The 14,608-nt window shown below is 70.2% G+C and carries 12 protein-coding genes; 3 read left to right on the forward strand and 9 right to left on the reverse strand.

Features of this window, described 5'->3' with window-relative positions:
* Positions 1 to 13 precede the first annotated feature (13 nt).
* From ACKI2N_RS05075 to ACKI2N_RS05100, 6 genes are all read right to left on the reverse strand, one after another.
* On the reverse strand, positions 14 to 640 hold the full coding sequence (locus ACKI2N_RS05075) for a PqiC family protein (RefSeq protein WP_420995469.1): 627 nt from the start codon (positions 638 to 640) through the stop codon (positions 14 to 16).
* Positions 637 to 2,271: an intermembrane transport protein PqiB gene (locus tag ACKI2N_RS05080; RefSeq protein ID WP_420995470.1), complete on the reverse strand. Its 1,635-nt coding sequence runs from the start codon at positions 2,269 to 2,271 to the stop codon at positions 637 to 639. Before ACKI2N_RS05080 ends, ACKI2N_RS05075 begins: the two co-directional genes overlap by 4 nt.
* A complete protein-coding gene (locus tag ACKI2N_RS05085) occupies positions 2,258 to 2,935 on the reverse strand; it encodes a paraquat-inducible protein A (protein ID WP_420995548.1) in 678 nt (225 codons plus the stop codon). The genes ACKI2N_RS05080 and ACKI2N_RS05085 overlap by 14 nt, the downstream gene beginning before the upstream one ends.
* Before the next feature lie 107 nt (positions 2,936 to 3,042).
* Positions 3,043 to 3,708, reverse strand: coding sequence for a paraquat-inducible protein A (locus ACKI2N_RS05090; RefSeq protein ID WP_420995471.1), 666 nt, complete (start codon positions 3,706 to 3,708; stop codon positions 3,043 to 3,045).
* On the reverse strand, positions 3,705 to 4,829 hold the full coding sequence (locus ACKI2N_RS05095; RefSeq protein ID WP_420995472.1) for an AI-2E family transporter: 1,125 nt from the start codon (positions 4,827 to 4,829) through the stop codon (positions 3,705 to 3,707). The genes ACKI2N_RS05090 and ACKI2N_RS05095 overlap by 4 nt, the downstream gene beginning before the upstream one ends.
* A 182-nt stretch (positions 4,830 to 5,011) precedes the next feature.
* Positions 5,012 to 6,157 carry an HPP family protein gene (locus tag ACKI2N_RS05100; RefSeq protein ID WP_420995473.1) on the reverse strand — a complete coding sequence of 382 codons (1,146 nt, stop codon included), beginning with the start codon at positions 6,155 to 6,157 and terminating at the stop codon, positions 5,012 to 5,014.
* Between the two features lie 259 nt (positions 6,158 to 6,416).
* Here ACKI2N_RS05100 and ACKI2N_RS05105 point away from each other — a divergent pair, with 259 nt between their 5' ends.
* On the forward strand, positions 6,417 to 8,174 hold the full coding sequence (locus tag ACKI2N_RS05105) for a chloride channel protein (RefSeq protein ID WP_420995474.1): 1,758 nt from the start codon (positions 6,417 to 6,419) through the stop codon (positions 8,172 to 8,174).
* A gap of 154 nt (positions 8,175 to 8,328) precedes the next feature.
* Here the strand turns inward: ACKI2N_RS05105 and ACKI2N_RS05110 are convergent, their stop codons facing one another.
* The 3 genes from ACKI2N_RS05110 to ACKI2N_RS05120 form a co-directional block, all read right to left on the reverse strand.
* A complete protein-coding gene (locus tag ACKI2N_RS05110) occupies positions 8,329 to 9,015 on the reverse strand; it encodes a Fe2+-dependent dioxygenase (protein WP_420995475.1) in 687 nt (228 codons plus the stop codon).
* Between the two features lie 74 nt (positions 9,016 to 9,089).
* The gene (locus tag ACKI2N_RS05115; RefSeq protein WP_420995476.1) at positions 9,090 to 11,405 is read right to left on the reverse strand and encodes a catecholate siderophore receptor Fiu; all 2,316 of its coding nucleotides are present in this window, start codon (positions 11,403 to 11,405) and stop codon (positions 9,090 to 9,092) included.
* A 553-nt stretch (positions 11,406 to 11,958) separates the two neighbouring features.
* The gene (locus ACKI2N_RS05120; protein WP_420995477.1) at positions 11,959 to 12,381 is read right to left on the reverse strand and encodes an Lrp/AsnC family transcriptional regulator; all 423 of its coding nucleotides are present in this window, start codon (positions 12,379 to 12,381) and stop codon (positions 11,959 to 11,961) included.
* 189 nt (positions 12,382 to 12,570) lie between these two features.
* On the opposite strand from ACKI2N_RS05120, the gene ACKI2N_RS05125 reads away from it, so the two are divergent.
* Both ACKI2N_RS05125 and ACKI2N_RS05130 read left to right on the forward strand, forming a co-directional pair.
* Positions 12,571 to 13,476: a dimethylarginine dimethylaminohydrolase family protein gene (locus ACKI2N_RS05125; protein WP_420995478.1), complete on the forward strand. Its 906-nt coding sequence runs from the start codon at positions 12,571 to 12,573 to the stop codon at positions 13,474 to 13,476.
* A gap of 41 nt (positions 13,477 to 13,517) precedes the next feature.
* Positions 13,518 to 14,597, forward strand: a complete 1,080-nt coding sequence (locus ACKI2N_RS05130; RefSeq protein ID WP_420995479.1) for an ornithine cyclodeaminase — start codon at positions 13,518 to 13,520, stop codon at positions 14,595 to 14,597.
* Positions 14,598 to 14,608 lie beyond the last annotated feature (11 nt).

Raw genomic sequence — 14,608 nt, forward strand, 5'->3', positions numbered from 1 at the left:
CCCGGCCGCGCGCTCAGCGGCGCAGGGTGTCCATGCCGGCGGCGATGTCGTCCGCGGTGGCGGCCACGATCTGGCGGTAGGCCGCCACCACGCCGTCCACCGCGCCCGGCGCCGGCAGTTCGGCCTGGGTGCGCCCGGCGCTGACCTTGCCGTCGGGCAGGCGGCGCACGGTCCAGTTGATGGTGGCGCTGGCGCGCTCGCCCACGCTGGCCTCCAGGCGCACCACCTCGGTGGTGACGCGGTACACCGGCTCCACGCCGGACAGGCCCTGCTGGTAGGTGTCCACCGCGCCGAGCCGGGCCTGCAACTGCTGCGAGAGCGCATCGCGCAGCTCGTCGGGCAGCGGGGCGGACCAGCGCGCCAGGTCGAGCAGCCGCAGCTCGCCGTCCTGGCCGTTGCGCACCACCAGTTGCGCGCGGTTCAGGCGCTCGGGCACGCGCACCGGCGCCACTTCGATCCACAGCGGCTGCGGGCTGGCCGGCGGGGCCGCGGCGCCGGCGCCGTTGGCGGCGTTCGCCGTGCCCGCGGCGGCGCCGGCGAGCGTGTAATAGCGCGGGTCGGGCGAGGCGCAGCCGGCCAGCAGCGCGGCCGCGAGCGGCAGCGCCAGCAGGGCGGGCGTGATCAACTTGCGGGTCATCATGGGGTCTCCGGCTTGCCGCGCACCAGCGCTTCGGGGTGGCGTTCCAGGTAATCGGTCAGCGCGCGCAGGGACACCGCGGTGCGCGTGAGCTCCTGCAGCATGCGGCGCGTGTCCTGCTGCAGCGGCGCGTCGGACGCGAGCGTGCCGTTGGCGGCGTTGAGCGTCTTGCGCGCGTCCTGCAGCGCGGCCAGCACCTGCGGCGCCACGTCGCCGTTGAGCTGGCCGACCAGCTTGTCGGCGCTGGCGAGCATGGTGTTCAGGGAGGCCATCGAGGTGCGCAGGTCCTGGCCGATCTGGTCGAACGGCACCTTGCCGATCTTGTTGACGATGTCGCCCAGCTTGGCCTGCAGCTCGTCGAAGGTGCCGGGCGTGGTGGGCAGCTCGGGCATCGCGCCGTTGTATTCCACGTCGACGGGCGGCGCCTTGGGGAAGAAGTCGAGCGCCACGTAGAGCTGGCCGGTCAGCAGGTTGCCGGTGCGCAGCTGCGCGCGCATGCCGCGCTTGACCAGGGCCTGGACGATGGTGCGGGCGCGGTTGACGTCTTCCACGTCGCGCGGGCGGAAGCCCATGCGCGAGGGATAGAGCTCCACCACCACCGGCAGGCGGAAGGCCTTCTTGTCGCCCACGTATTCGATGCCGATCGAGCGCACCTGGCCCACCACCACGCCGCGGAAGTCCACCGGCGCGCCGGGCGAGAGCCCGCGCACCGACTGGTCGAAGTTGAGCACGGCCAGCGAGGGCACCAGTTCCTCGGGCTCCTTCATGGCCTCGGTCTGGTCGCTGGAGAGCAGGAACTGGGTGTTTTCCCCGGCTTGCGCCGTGACCTTGGAGTCGTCCGGCGCCTGGAAGGCCACGCCGCCCAGCAGCACCGTCACCAGCGATTGCGTGTTGAGCTTGAAGCCGCCGGCGTCGAGCTTGATGTCCACGCCGCTGGCGTGCCAGAAGCGGGTGTCGGGGGTGACCAGCTTGTCATACGGCTTGTTGACGAACACGCGCAGGGAGAGGTCGCGCCCGTTGGGCTCGAGCTGGTAGGCCACCACCTGGCCCACCTGCACGCGGCGGTAGTAGACCGGCGAGCCGATGTCGAGCGAGCCCAGGTCGGCCGCGCGCAGCACGAACTGCTTGCCGGAGGCATCGGTGGTGACCGCGGGCGGCACTTCCAGTCCGGTGAAGTCGCGTATGCGTTCCTCGGACTTGCCGGCGTCCACGCCGATGTAGGCGCCGGACAGCAGCGTCTCCAGCCCCGAGATGCCGCTCACCGCGAAGCGCGGGCGCACCACCCAGAAGCGCGTGTCCTTGGCGGAGAAGCTGACCGCGTCCTGGGTCAGGTCGATCTTCGCGATCACGTGCGAGCGGTCGGGCGCCAGGCGCACCGACTTGACCAGGCCGATGTCCACGTCCTTGTAGCGCACCGGCGTCTTGCCCGGCGTGAGCCCTTCGGCGGTGCGGAAGGTGACGGTGATCTCCGGGCCGCGCTCGGCGATGGTGTGGATCAGCAGCGACAGCCCGACCACGGCGGCGACGATGGGGATCAGCCATACCAGCGAAGGCAGCCAGCGCGCGCGCCGGCGGCGTGCCGGCGCGGGCGGTTGCTGCGGCGGGGAGGGGGGGGTGTCGTCAAGGTCGGGCATCGTTTGCATCCAGCGAATCCCACAGCAGGCGCGGGTCGAAACTGAGTGAGGCCAGCATGGTAAGCACCACCACGGAGCCGAAGGCCAGGGCCCCGGCCCCCGGGATGATGGTGGCGAGCGCGCCGGCGCGCACCAGCGAGGCCAGCAGCGCCACCACGAAGATATCGAGCATCGACCAGCGGCCGATCACCTCGACCAGGCCGTACAGCCTGGTCTGCTGGCGGATGCGCCAGCGCGAGCGGAAGTGCACGGACAGCAGCAGCAGGGTAAGGATGAACATCTTCAGCAGCGGCACCACGATGCTGGCGATCAGCACCACGATGGCCAGCAGGTTCGACCCGGACAGCCACAGGTAGACCACGCCGGAGAAGATCGTGTCGCGCTGCGTGCCGAGGATGGACTGCGTCACCATCACCGGCAGCAGGTTGGCGGGAATATAGAGGATGTAGGCCGCCAGCAGGAAGGCCCAGGTGCGCGCCAGGCTGTGCGGCTTGCGGTGATGCAGCGTGGCGCCGCAGCGCGGGCAGGGCTCGCCCTCCAGCGCGCGCGGGCTGAGCGCGTCGCAGGCGTGGCAGGACACCAGCCCCATCGAGGTGGCGGTGGGCACCTGCGGCAGCGGCTTGTCTTCGTCGTCGGCCAGCTCCGCCATCATGCCGGCGGCCATGCGGCGCGAGCGCGCCAGGGCGCTCTTGCCGTTGCCGCCGTTGCCGCCATTGTTGCCGTTGTTGGCGTTGTTGCCGCGGGGCGCGGGAGCGGGGTTCGGCGCGGCGCTCATCGCGGCTCCTCCTCCAGGTAATCCCACAGGTTGCGCGGATCGAACGACAGCATCGCCGCCAGCACCACCACCAGCGCGCCGAACGACCACAGCGCCACGCCCGGCAGCACCTGGGCCATGGTGGAGAGCTTCACCAGCGTGACCAGCACGCCGATCATGAACACCTCGATCATGCCCCACGGGCGCGTCTGCCGGATGCCGCGCACGATGCGCTCGAAGCCCGCCGGCATGCGGCGGCGCGCCATCGGCACCAGCAGGTACAGCATCATCAGCATCTCGGTGAGCGGGAACAGGATGGTGGTGGCGAACACCAGCATCGCCACCGGTTCCATGCGGTCGGCATAGAGCGCCTGCACCGCGCCCCACAGCGTGGTCTCGGTGCGCACGCCCTTGAGGTCCATCTCGACGATGGGATAGGCGTTGGAGACCGCGAACAGGATCAGCGCGGCCAGCACCAGCGGCAGCAGCCGCGCGTAGGCGCGCGTGCTTTCGCGGTAGAGCTGCCCGCCGCAGCGCAGGCACTGCGCGCGCTCGCCGGCGGCCAGGGGCTCGCGCCGGTAGACCGCGTCGCAGTATTCGCAGGCCACCAGCCCGGTCAGCGCGGCGGGGGCGGCGGGGGCGGGTTCGCCCGGGCGGGCGGCGTCGCGGCTCGCTTCGCTCATGCCTTGCCGGAGCCGGCCACGTCCTCGGCCGTGGCGATGGGTTTGCCCTGCGCCAGCGCGCGCGGCGGATCGGCCAGCTGCTGCGAGCCGATGGTCCAGTCGCGCAGCAGCGCGTAGGCCACCGCCAGCAGCGTCGGGCCGATGAACACGCCGAGGAAGCCGAAGGCCAGCGCGCCGCCGAACACGCCCAGCATGACCCAGATCAGCGGCATGTCGGTGCCCTTGCTGATCAGCAGCGGCTTGATGATGTTGTCCGCCATGCTGACCACGCCCACGCCCCACACCACCATGAAGATGGCCCAGCCCAGCGAGCCCGTGTGGTACAGCCACAGCGCCGCGGGAATCCACACCAGCGGCGGCCCCACCGGGATCACCGACAGGAAGAAGGTCACGAAGCCGAGGATGGCCGCGCCCGGCACGCCCGCGATCCAGAAGCCGATGCCGGCCAGCAGCGCCTGCACGAAGGCCGTGCCCAGCACGCCGTAGACCACGCCCTTGATGGTATTGCCGGCCAGCGCGAGCAGGTGGTCGGCGCGTTCGCCGGCGATGCGGCGCATGCCCGCGCGCAGCCAGGCCACGGCGAACTCGCCGCCGGTATAGAAGAAGAACGCCAGCACGATGGACAGCGCCAGCTGCCCGAGCCCGGCGCCGATCGACAGGCCCGCGCCCAGCACCGCGTGGCCGACCGGCGCGATCAGCTTGCGCAGGTTCGCCACCATGTCGGAGTCGGCGTGGATCACCTTGTCCCAGCTGGTCTGCAGGTAGTTGCCGACATACGGCAGGCCGGTCAGCCAGTCCGGCAGCGCCGGCAGGCCGTTGTCCACGAAACGGTCGACCAGGCCGGACAGCTGGTCGATGTGGGCCGAGAAGCTGGCGCCCGCGTAGACGAACGGCCCCAGCACGATCACGGCGGCCAGCAGCACGCAGATCATGGCCGCCAGGCTGCGCCGGTTGCCCAGCCAGCGCGACAGCACCGAATACGGGTACCAGGAACTGAAGGCGAGGATGGCGGCCCACAGCAGCGCCGTGGTGAACGGCGCCAGCACCAGCAGCGAGCCGCCGATCAGGACGACCAGCGCCAGGACGGCGGCAATTTTTTCGATCAGTTGGCTGGAGCTCATCGGGCGCATCTCCGGACATGCCGGCGTGACGGGAACGCCGACAATATATAGGAAAACATAGACCTTTCCGGACGATAGCGGGTGCGCCGGCGCGCGCGCGGGCAAAAAATGCTGCAGTGCGGGTGCCGCACCGCGGGGCCGGGCATGCCGCGCGGACCGGCGCCGGGCCGTCTCCCGCGGCGCTAGGCCTGCGCCGGCGGGCCCTGTTCCAGCAGCGCCGCGATCAGGTCGGACTGCGTGACGATGCCCACCAGCCGGCGCTGCGCGTCCACCACCGGCATTTCGTGCAGGCCGCCGTCGGAGAACGCGCGCGCCAGTTCCACCATCGGCTGGTCCGGCCGGGCGGTGGCCATGCCGGTGTGCATCAGGTCGCCCGCGCTGCCCGCGCGCGGCTGGCCGGCGGCGCCGGCGCGCGCGGCCAGCAGGTCGGCCAGGCCGAGCATGCCGACCAGGCGCTGCGCCTCGTCCACCACCGGCAGCGTGCGCAGGCCGTGGCGGTTGAGCAGCGCGCGCGCCTGCACGCCGCTGTGGCCCGGCTGCACCGTGACCACGTCGCGCGACATGATGTGCTCGCAGCGCACGTCGCCGAAGCGGCGCCGGTAGGCGCGCATCTGCGCGGCCACCAGGATGTCCTCCAGGTCGTCCTCCTCGATGTCGAGGAATTCGCCGCGCGCCTGCAGCACGGCGTCCAGGTCGGCGCGGTTGAAGCCCACGCGCGCGCTCGGCAGCGGATCGGCGGTGCGGTGCGGGTTGGCGTGCTCGGCCGGCCGGTGCGGATAGCGCCGGCGCAGCGCGTTGTTGAACAGCAGCGCCACCAGTAGCAGCAGCATCGAATTGAGCGCCACCGGGAATGCCGCGAAACCGAAGCCGAGCTTGGCCACGGCCGGCCCGCCGAACACCGCGGTGATCGCCACCGCGCCGCTGGGCGGATGCACGCAGTGCAGCTGGAACATGGCCACGATGGCCAGCGCCACCGCCACCGCGGCGGCCAGCCCGGGGTCGGGAATCCAGCGCGCGCAGGCCACCCCGATCAGCGCCGCCGCCAGGTTGCCGCCGATGATGGACCACGGCTGCGCCAGCGGGCTGGCCGGCACCGCGAACAGCAGCACCGCCGAGGCGCCCATCGGCGCGACGAACCACGGATTGACGCCACCCAGCATGCGGCGGCTGATCCACTCCGTGACCAGCAGGCCGAGCAGGGCGCCCAGGCAGCCCTTCAGGCGTTCGCGCCTGGCGCCGGCGATGGGCGCGGGCACGAACGCGCGCAGCCAGGCGCGCGCCCGCGCGGCAGTGGTTTCGTCAAGGCGTGAAGCCTGGGATGGGGGCATGGGGTTGGCCTGGTTCTGCGGTGTCAGGGGAGCGGGTGCGAGGCCGGGCAAACAGCGGGGCGGATGAAGGCGCCGCAGGCGCAGCATCGTCATCCTGGCCGCGCTGCTGCAACCTGCCGCTGCAAACCGGCCTGCAAATATATCATGACGTGATACATTTCGTTCTCGCGGCGCCGCCAGTTCATCTCCGTTATTCGCCGTTCTTCACCGTTGTCCTCATCATTCCGCCACTTCTGCCGCGCTCCGCGCGAGCCTTGACATGCACTTCGAAAAACGCGACTACACCGTCAACCGGCGCCTGCTGCTGCTCGCCGCGCTGGCGCCGGCGATCGGCGCGGTCAGCACCGCCGCGGCCGTGCTGCTGCTGAACCTGATCCGCCTGTTCACCAACCTGTTCTTCTACCAGAGCTTCTCGCTCGCGGAACGCTCGCCGGCGCAGCATGCGCCGGGCGCGTGGGCGATCCTGGTGCCGGTGGCGGGCGGCCTGCTGGTCGGGCTGATGGCGCGCTACGGCAGCGACAAGATCCGCGGCCACGGCATTCCCGAGGCCATCGAGGCGGTGCTGTTCGGCAAGAGCCGGATGTCGCCGCGCGTGGCGGTGCTCAAGCCCTTGTCCTCCGGCATCGTGATCGGCAGCGGCGGCCCGTTCGGCGCCGAGGGGCCGATCATCATGACCGGCGGCTCGATCGCTTCGCTGCTCGCGCAGTACCTGCGCCTGACCGCCGCCGAGCGCAAGACGCTGCTGGTGGCGGGCGCCTGCGCCGGCATGACGGCGATCTTCGGCACGCCGGTGGCGGCGGTGCTGCTGGCGGTGGAGCTGCTGCTGTTCGAGCTGCGCCCGCGCAGCCTGCTGCCGGTGGCGCTGGCCTGCGCCACGGCCGGTTTCCTGCGCCCGCTGGCATTCGGGCCCGGCCCGCTGTTTGCCCTGCAGACGCCGCCGCCGTCCGTTGCCGCGCTGGGCTCGTGCGTGCTCGCGGGCTTGCTGTGCGGCGCGCTCGGCGCCGTGCTGACGCTGGCCCTGTACCGCACCGAGGACCAGTTCTCCCGGCTCAAGCTGCACTGGATGTGGTGGCCGGCCATCGGCGGGCTGGTGGTGGGCATCGGCGGGTATTTCGAGCCGCGCGCGCTCGGCGTGGGCTACGACGTGATCGCCGACCTGCTGCACGACCGCCTGGCGCTCGACGCCGCGCTGGCGCTGCTGGCGGTCAAGGCCGTGATCTGGGTCGCCGCGCTCGGCTCGGGCACCTCCGGCGGGGTGCTGGCGCCGCTGCTGATGCTGGGCGCCGGGCTCGGCGCCGCGCTCGGCCCGGTCCTGCCCGGCGCTTCGCCCGAGCTGTGGGCGCTGGTGTGCATGGCGGGCGTGCTGGGCAGCGTGCTCGGCGCGCCGCTGACGGCCATCGTGTTCGCCTTCGGCCTGACCCACGACAGCGGCGCGCTGCTGCCGCTGCTGCTGACCACGGCCGTGGCGCACGGCTTCACCGTGCTGACCATGAAGCGCTCGATCATGACCGAGAAGATCGCGCGCCGCGGGCTGCATATCTATCGCGAATACGGTGTCGACCCGCTCGAGCGCCAGCACGTGGCGGACCTCATGACCACCGCTGTGGTGAGCGTGGACGGCGAGCAGGCCGTCGGCGCGCTGTGGCCGCGCTACTTCGGCGAGGACGCGCCGCACCGTGCCTATCCGGTGGTGTGCGGCGGACGCGTGGCCGGCATGCTGGAGCGCAATGCGCTGCGCGGGCGGGAAGGCGCGCCGGCGCGCGCGCGTGAACTGATGGCGCCGCTGCGCCCGGACCAGGTATTGCTGCCGGCGCAGACCGCGCGGGTGGCCGCCGGGCGCATGGCCGAGATGGGCGTGGGGCGCCTGCCGGTGGTGGCGGACGCAGCATCGATGCGCCTGGTCGGCGTGTTGTCGCTGCGCGACCTGCTGCGGCCGAGCGGACAGGTGCTGCACGAAGAGACGCAGCGCGAGCGGCTGCGCGGCGGCCGGCGCCGGCCGCCGGCCGTTACTTCCTAGCGATCCTGTCGGTCATGCTGTTGGCTGCCGCTCGTTGCGGCGGCCGATCCCGGCTTTCCCGGCTTTCCCGGCCTTCGCGGCCGGGGCTGCGGGCAATACGCGATGGTGTTTGCGGAGGCGCGGACTTCGTTGCTGGCCAACGGGGATCGGCGGCTCAGATCTCCGACCATTCGCGCAGCAGGTTGTGATAGTGATTGGTCAGCGTGAGGAGCTCTTCCGATTCCCCGCAACGGGCACGCAACGACTGGATGGCCTGGTCCAGCTCGAACAGCATGGTCCGCTTGCCGTCGTTGCGGATCATGCTCTGCATCCAGAGGAAGGAACACAGGCGGCTGCCGCGGGTCACCGGGGTGACGCAGTGCACGCTGGTGGACGGATACAGCACCATGTCGCCGGCCGGCAGCTTGACTTCGTGCACGCCGTACGTGTCGCGCACGGTCAGGTCGCCGCCGTCGTATTCCTCGGGCTCGCACAGGAACAGCGTGGCCGAGAGGTCGGTGCGCAGCCAGCCCGGACTCTGGTCGTGGGCGCGGACCGCGCCGTCGACGTGGAAGCCGTAGTGCTCGAGATTCTCGGCGTCATACCGGTTGAACAACGGCTGGGCGATCCGCAAAGGCAATGCCGCGGAAAAGAACAGGGCGTTCCTCTTCAGCGCCGCGGTGACGATGCCCGCCATTTCGATCGACGCCGGGGCATTCGCCGGCGCCTGGCGGTTGTTCTTCACCTTGGCGCCAGCCGTTCCGACCGTTGCGCGGCCGTCTACCCATTCGCTCGATTCCAGCCTGTCCCGCAGGCTCCGGACCTCTTCGGCATTCAGGACGCCGGGTATGTGGAGAAGCATGATGTCAACGCGTTGTATTGTTGCCCCGCCGGATGCGTGCCGCAACCGGCGGGGCGGCGGAGCTTTCCGGCCGGTCAGAAGCTGATATTAGCCGTCAGCAGCGCAGTGCGCGATGCGCCGGGGAAATATCGATAGCCGCTCTTGTTGATGGACGCGACGTAGTCTTTGTCGAAGATGTTGTACACGTTCACCTGGAAGCTCAGGTTGCGCGACACGCGGTAGCTGGCCATCGCGTCGAACACCCAGTACGGGTCGGTGTGGTCCGGCGTGCCGACCGCGCCGTCCGTGCCGCGCTTGAGCCCGCTCAGGTAGCGCGCGCCGCCGCCGATGGTGAAGCCCAGCGGCAGCTTGTACGTGGTCCACAGGGAGAGAGCGTGCTTGGGCGTGTAGGAGAGCAGGTTGGAGCCGTCCTGCGAGACCGCGCTGCCCGCCGCGACGGTGGCGTTCTGCAGCGTGTAGCCGCCGATCACCGACCAGTTCGGCGTGATCTGCCCGGTGGCGCCCAGCTCGATGCCCTGCACGCGCTTCTTGCCGATCTGGCCGTAGGTGCCGTCGTCGAGCAACTGCACTTCGTTGGTGATGTCGGTGCGGAACAGCGCGGCCGAGGTGAGCAGCTTCTTGTCGAACAGTTCCCACTTGGTGCCGATCTCGGCCGTCCGCGCGCGCTGCGGCGAGAAGTCGATCCGGTTGGCGCTGTTGCCGCTGCCGCCCGCGGCCAGGGCGAAGTTCGCGCCGCCGGGCGGCTGCTGCGAAACCGCGTAGTTGGCGTAGACGTTGCCGCTGGGCGTCACGCGGTACAGCGCGCCCAGCTTCCAGTCGATCAGGTTGCCCGAGGTCTTGGCGTTGACCGTGGTCACGGGCGTGCCGGCGGCGACGCCGGCCGGGCAGGCCACCACGGTGCGGCCGGTGCCGCCGCAGGCGGTCGCGCTCGAATAGTGGGTGTTGTAGTGGTCCCAGCGCAGCCCGCCGTTGACCTGGATGCGGTCGGTCAGCTCGACCGTGTCGAACAGGTAGGCGGCAACGGTGTTGGTCGAGCCGCTGGAGTCGGCGCCGTTCCTGCCGTAGTTCGTGGCGAACAGGTCGCTGTTCGGGCTGTAGATGTTGACGTTGGGCAGCGTCGGCGAAGTGTGGCCGTACAGGGTCTGCTCTTCGTGCGTGAACTCGACGCCGGCGCTCAGGTCGTGCTTGAGGCCGCCGGTGGCGAACTTGCTGGTGATGTTGGTCTGGTTGGTCAGGATCTGGTTGATGCTGTCGCGCAGGTTGGGCGTGCGCGTCATGGTCCAGGTCGAGGGATCGGCGGGGTTGGGCGTCACGATGTTGGTCGCGGCGGCCATGAACGAGGTCAGCAGGTAATCCTGCTTGGTCTGCGCCCAGCGCGTGGTGTTGTGCAGCGTGGTGGTGTCGCTGAGGCGGTGGTCCACGCGGATCGTCGCCATGTCGGTGGTCGAGTCGTCGTGGTCGGACGCCGTGCCGTAGAAGTTGTGCGTGTCGACCTTGCCGCTCGTGTTCAGCAGCGACAGCGCGGCGCTGGGCGCCTGGTAGCCGGGCAGGCCGATGGTCGAGACGCCGCCGTCCGGAATGTTGTTCTGCTTGACGTGCATGTAGTCGATATACACCGTGGTCGGCGTATTCAGGCCGAAGGCCAGCGAAGGCGCGATGCCCCAGCGCTGGTTCTCGACTTCATTGCGGCCCGCGGAATCGGCCTTGTGTCCCATCAGGTTCAGGCGGAAGGCGGAGGTCTCGCCGATCGCGCGGTTCCAGTCGATGGTCGAGCGCGCGTAGCTGGACGTGCCCGCGCTGAGGCTGGCGTCGAAGCTGTTCTCCAGCGTGGGCTGCTTGGAGATCAGGTTGATCGAGCCGCTCGGCGCGCTGCGCCCGTAGTCCGATCCCGACGGTCCCTTGATGACCTCGACCTGCTGCGTGTTGAACATGTCGCGAAACGTCGTGTTGGTATCGCGAATGCCGTCGACGTAGATGCTGTTCGACGTGTCGATGCCGCGCATGTAGATCGCATCGCCCGTGCTGGTGCTACCGTTTTCCCCGGCGAAGAAGGTGCCCGCGCCAGGCACGTTGCGCAGCGCCTCGGTCAGGGTGGTCGCCTGCTGCTCCCTGATGACTTCCTGGTTGATGATGGTGACCGTCTGCGTCGTGTCCTTCAGCGGCTCGGTGAATTTCGGGGAGGCGAGGTTGTCGGTCTTGTAGGTGCCCGCAGTGGCGCTGACCCGCACCGGCGGCAAGGTGGCTTCCGCCGGTGCCGCGGATTGCGCGCTGGCGGCCAGGGGGTAACCCAGGGTCAGCCCGGTGGCGATGGTGGCGGCGGCGCCGGCGAGCGACGGATAGGCCAGCCTGGACTCGGAGGGCGAGGATTTTCGACTGCGGATGTAAGACATTGATTTTGTTGTGGATGGTCCATACCGAGGCAGGTATGGAGCGTCATAGGGGTCACCCGTTCCAGCACACGCGCGCAGGCGTGCTCTGCTGTGCTCATATGGCCCGGCCGCGGTGTGCCAATTCGCCGCGTGCTGCAGTTGCCGGCGCCATGTGATGACGGGAATGGTTGGACTTGGCGGATGGTTTCGGCGGCACCTCCCTTGCTGTAAGGATCCATTCGCGACCGGCTTCCGATCTCCCTGGGTGGCGAATGACGCTCTTAGTAAATGATAACCGTTATCATTTTAATCTCCGTGATGTCGCTTTTGCAATACAGACTTAAATAAATTGAACTTTGGCGCGGAAGGGGACTACATCGGGAGATATGAAAGAGGCCGTGCGGAAGCAGGCCAACGACCTGCGCGGCCATGCGGCGCGCAGGTCAGGAGAGGGGCGGCGCCTGAAGTTCGAGGCGCGCACGGGGCAAGCGGCGATGCCGTCCTTCGCCGTTGGGTGTGGAGACCAGGGGGTGCCGGCATCAGACCGCGCGGCGAGCCGGCTTGGATTCCCCGTTCAGAGCTTGTAGCTCGACAGCAGGATGCTGGTCTCGGTGGCGCCGATGCCGTCGATCAGGCGGATGCGGTCGAGCGTGCGGTCGAACGCCTCGAGCGTATCCGCGCGCAGTTCGGCGATGATGTCCCAGCGCCCGTTGGTGGTGTGCAGCGTCTGCACGTTGGGCTCGCCGCGCAGGGCCTGCAGCACCTGGCGGCCCTTGTTGCCTTCCACCGCGATGGTCATCCACGCGCGGATGCGGTGGGCTTCGGCTTCGGGCTTGAGGCGGACCGTGTAGCCCACGATCAGTCCCTCTTTTTCCAGCTTGTCGATGCGGTTCTGCACGGTCGCGCGCGACACGCGCAGGGCCTTGGCCAGCGCGGTAGCGGGCAGGCGCGCGTTGTCGCGCAGCAGGGCCAGAAGCTGGCGGTCGGTGTCGTCCATGGTGTTCCGGGGTGGCCTGGGGCGTACTTGGCTGGCACTGGCGATGCGCCAGCGGAAACTGTCGATATGCGAAGGATAGCAGGCGGTTTGCGCAATCTGCTGGCTTTTAGTTAGCGCTGCACTGCACCAGAATTCAGCCAGCGGATTTGCATTCAAACCCCCCGCAGCAACCACCGGAAAGGAGCCAGCGTGACCAACCAGCCCACCATCCTGCTTGTCGACCCGACCCACTACGACGTGTCCTACAGCATCAACCCGTGGATGGACCCGGGCCTCTGGGCGCGCGATCCGCGCGGCATGCACCGGCACGCGGTGCGCTCGTTCGAGGCGCTCCATGCCGCCTTGCGGGCGTCGGGCTTCGCGGTGGAGACCGCGCCCGGCGCGGCGGGCCTGCCCGACATGGTGTTCCCGGCCAACGCGGCGGTGGTGCTGGACGGCCACGCGGTACTGGCGCGCTTCCGCCATCCCGAGCGCGCCGGCGAGGAAGCGCCGTTCGCGCGCATCTTCGAGGGCCTGCGCGAGCGCGGGCTGATCGACTCGGTCAGCCTGCTGCCCGAGGGCTGCTTCCAGGAAGGCGCCGGCGACTGCATCTGGGACGCGCTGCGCGGGCATTTCTGGGCCGGCTTCGGCCCGCGCTCGACACGCGCCGCGGCCGACGCGATGGCGAGCCGCTTCGGCCGCGAGGTGGTGGCGCTGGAGCTGGCCACCGAGCAGAGCTATCACCTCGACGTGTGCTTCTGCCCGCTGTCGGGCGGCGAGATCCTGTACTACCCGCCGGCCTTCACGCAGGAAGCGCTGCGCACGCTGCGCGAGCGCGTGCCGGCCAGCCAGCGCATCGAGGCGAGCGAGGACGACCTGCGCCACTTCAGCGTCAACGCGGTCAACCTGCACGACCAGATCGTGATGACCCGGACCACGCCGCACCTGCGCGCCGAGCTGGGCCAGCGCGGCTACCACCTGCGCGAGGTGGACCTGTCGCCGTTCATGCTGTCGGGCGGCGGCGCGTACTGCATGACGCTGCGGCTGGACCGCACCAGCGCGGCGGCGCAGGCCGCAGGCGCCGGGGCCGCGGCGCCGGCCGCCGCGGCCGCGTGAGCGCGGGCCGGGCGCGCACGCAACATAACGGGGAGAACACCATGAAAGAGATCGCCATGACCCGCTTCCTGGATGCCGGCGACGTGGCCGCGCTGGTGCGCGAGACCGGCGTCGCCAGCGCCATCGCGCAGATCGCCCATCACGTCCGCCAGGATTTCCTGCGCTGGGACGCGTTCGAGAAATCGGCGCGGCTGGCCTCGCATTCGCCCGGCGGCGTGATCGAGCTGATGCCGGCCAGCGACGGCGTGCACTACGCGTTCAAGTACGTCAACGGCCATCCGCGCAACGCGCTGGCGGCCATGCCGACGGTGATGGCTTTCGGCGTGCTGGCCGAGGTGGCGAGCGGCTTTCCGCTGCTGCTGGCCGACCTGACGCTGGCCACCGCGCTGCGCACCGCGGCCACCTCCGCGCTGGCCGCGCAGGCGATGGCGCGGCCCGGCGCCACGGTCATGGCGCTGATCGGCAACGGCGCGCAGGCGGAGTTCCAGGCGCTGGCCTTCCACGCCATGCTGGGCATCCGCGAGATCCGCGCCTACGACATCGACCCGGCCGCGACCGCGCGGCTCGCGCGCAACCTTGCCGCGGTGCCCGGGCTGCAGGTGGTGCCGGCGGAATCGGCGCGGGCCGCGCTGGACGGGGCCGGCATCGTCAGCACCGTGACCGCCGACAAGACGCGCGCGACCATCCTCACGCCGGAAATGGTGGCGCCGGGCGTGCACATCAACGCGGTGGGCGGCGACTGCCCGGGCAAGACCGAGCTGCACGCGGACATCCTGCGCGCGGCGCGCATCGTGGTGGAGTACGCGCCGCAGACGCGCGTCGAGGGCGAGATCCAGCAGTTGCCGGCGGACTGGCCGGTCACGGAGCTGTGGGAAGTGCTGGCCGGCCGCGCGCCGGGGCGCGGCGGCGCCGACGAGGTGACGGTGTTCGATTCGGTCGGCTTCGCGCTGGAGGACTACGCGGCGCTGCGCTGGCTCCATGCCGCGGCCCACGCGCGGCATCGCGGCAGCCACGTGGAGCTGGTGGCCACGCCGCCCGACCCGCGCGATCTCTATGGCTGGATGATGGCGGCGGCCGCGCCGCCGCAGCCGGCGCGGGCAATGGAGGCGGAACCGGCCTGAGCCGGCCCGCG

This window comes from Cupriavidus sp. 30B13 (assembly GCF_049059565.2).
Taxonomy (GTDB): domain Bacteria; phylum Pseudomonadota; class Gammaproteobacteria; order Burkholderiales; family Burkholderiaceae; genus Cupriavidus.

Coding starts and splice junctions, on each gene's coding strand:
- ACKI2N_RS05105 (WP_420995474.1), top strand. CDS start 6,417: ATGCACTTCGAAAAACGCGACTACACCGTCAACCGGCGCCTGCTGCTG.
- ACKI2N_RS05130 (WP_420995479.1), top strand. CDS start 13,518: ATGAAAGAGATCGCCATGACCCGCTTCCTGGATGCCGGCGACGTGGCC.
- ACKI2N_RS05075 (WP_420995469.1), bottom strand. CDS start 640: ATGATGACCCGCAAGTTGATCACGCCCGCCCTGCTGGCGCTGCCGCTC.
- ACKI2N_RS05120 (WP_420995477.1), bottom strand. CDS start 12,381: ATGGACGACACCGACCGCCAGCTTCTGGCCCTGCTGCGCGACAACGCG.
- ACKI2N_RS05085 (WP_420995548.1), bottom strand. CDS start 2,935: ATGGCCGCCGGCATGATGGCGGAGCTGGCCGACGACGAAGACAAGCCG.
- ACKI2N_RS05095 (WP_420995472.1), bottom strand. CDS start 4,829: ATGAGCTCCAGCCAACTGATCGAAAAAATTGCCGCCGTCCTGGCGCTG.
- ACKI2N_RS05110 (WP_420995475.1), bottom strand. CDS start 9,015: ATGCTTCTCCACATACCCGGCGTCCTGAATGCCGAAGAGGTCCGGAGC.
- ACKI2N_RS05115 (WP_420995476.1), bottom strand. CDS start 11,405: ATGTCTTACATCCGCAGTCGAAAATCCTCGCCCTCCGAGTCCAGGCTG.
- ACKI2N_RS05090 (WP_420995471.1), bottom strand. CDS start 3,708: ATGAGCGAAGCGAGCCGCGACGCCGCCCGCCCGGGCGAACCCGCCCCC.
- ACKI2N_RS05100 (WP_420995473.1), bottom strand. CDS start 6,157: ATGCCCCCATCCCAGGCTTCACGCCTTGACGAAACCACTGCCGCGCGG.
- ACKI2N_RS05080 (WP_420995470.1), bottom strand. CDS start 2,271: ATGCCCGACCTTGACGACACCCCCCCCTCCCCGCCGCAGCAACCGCCC.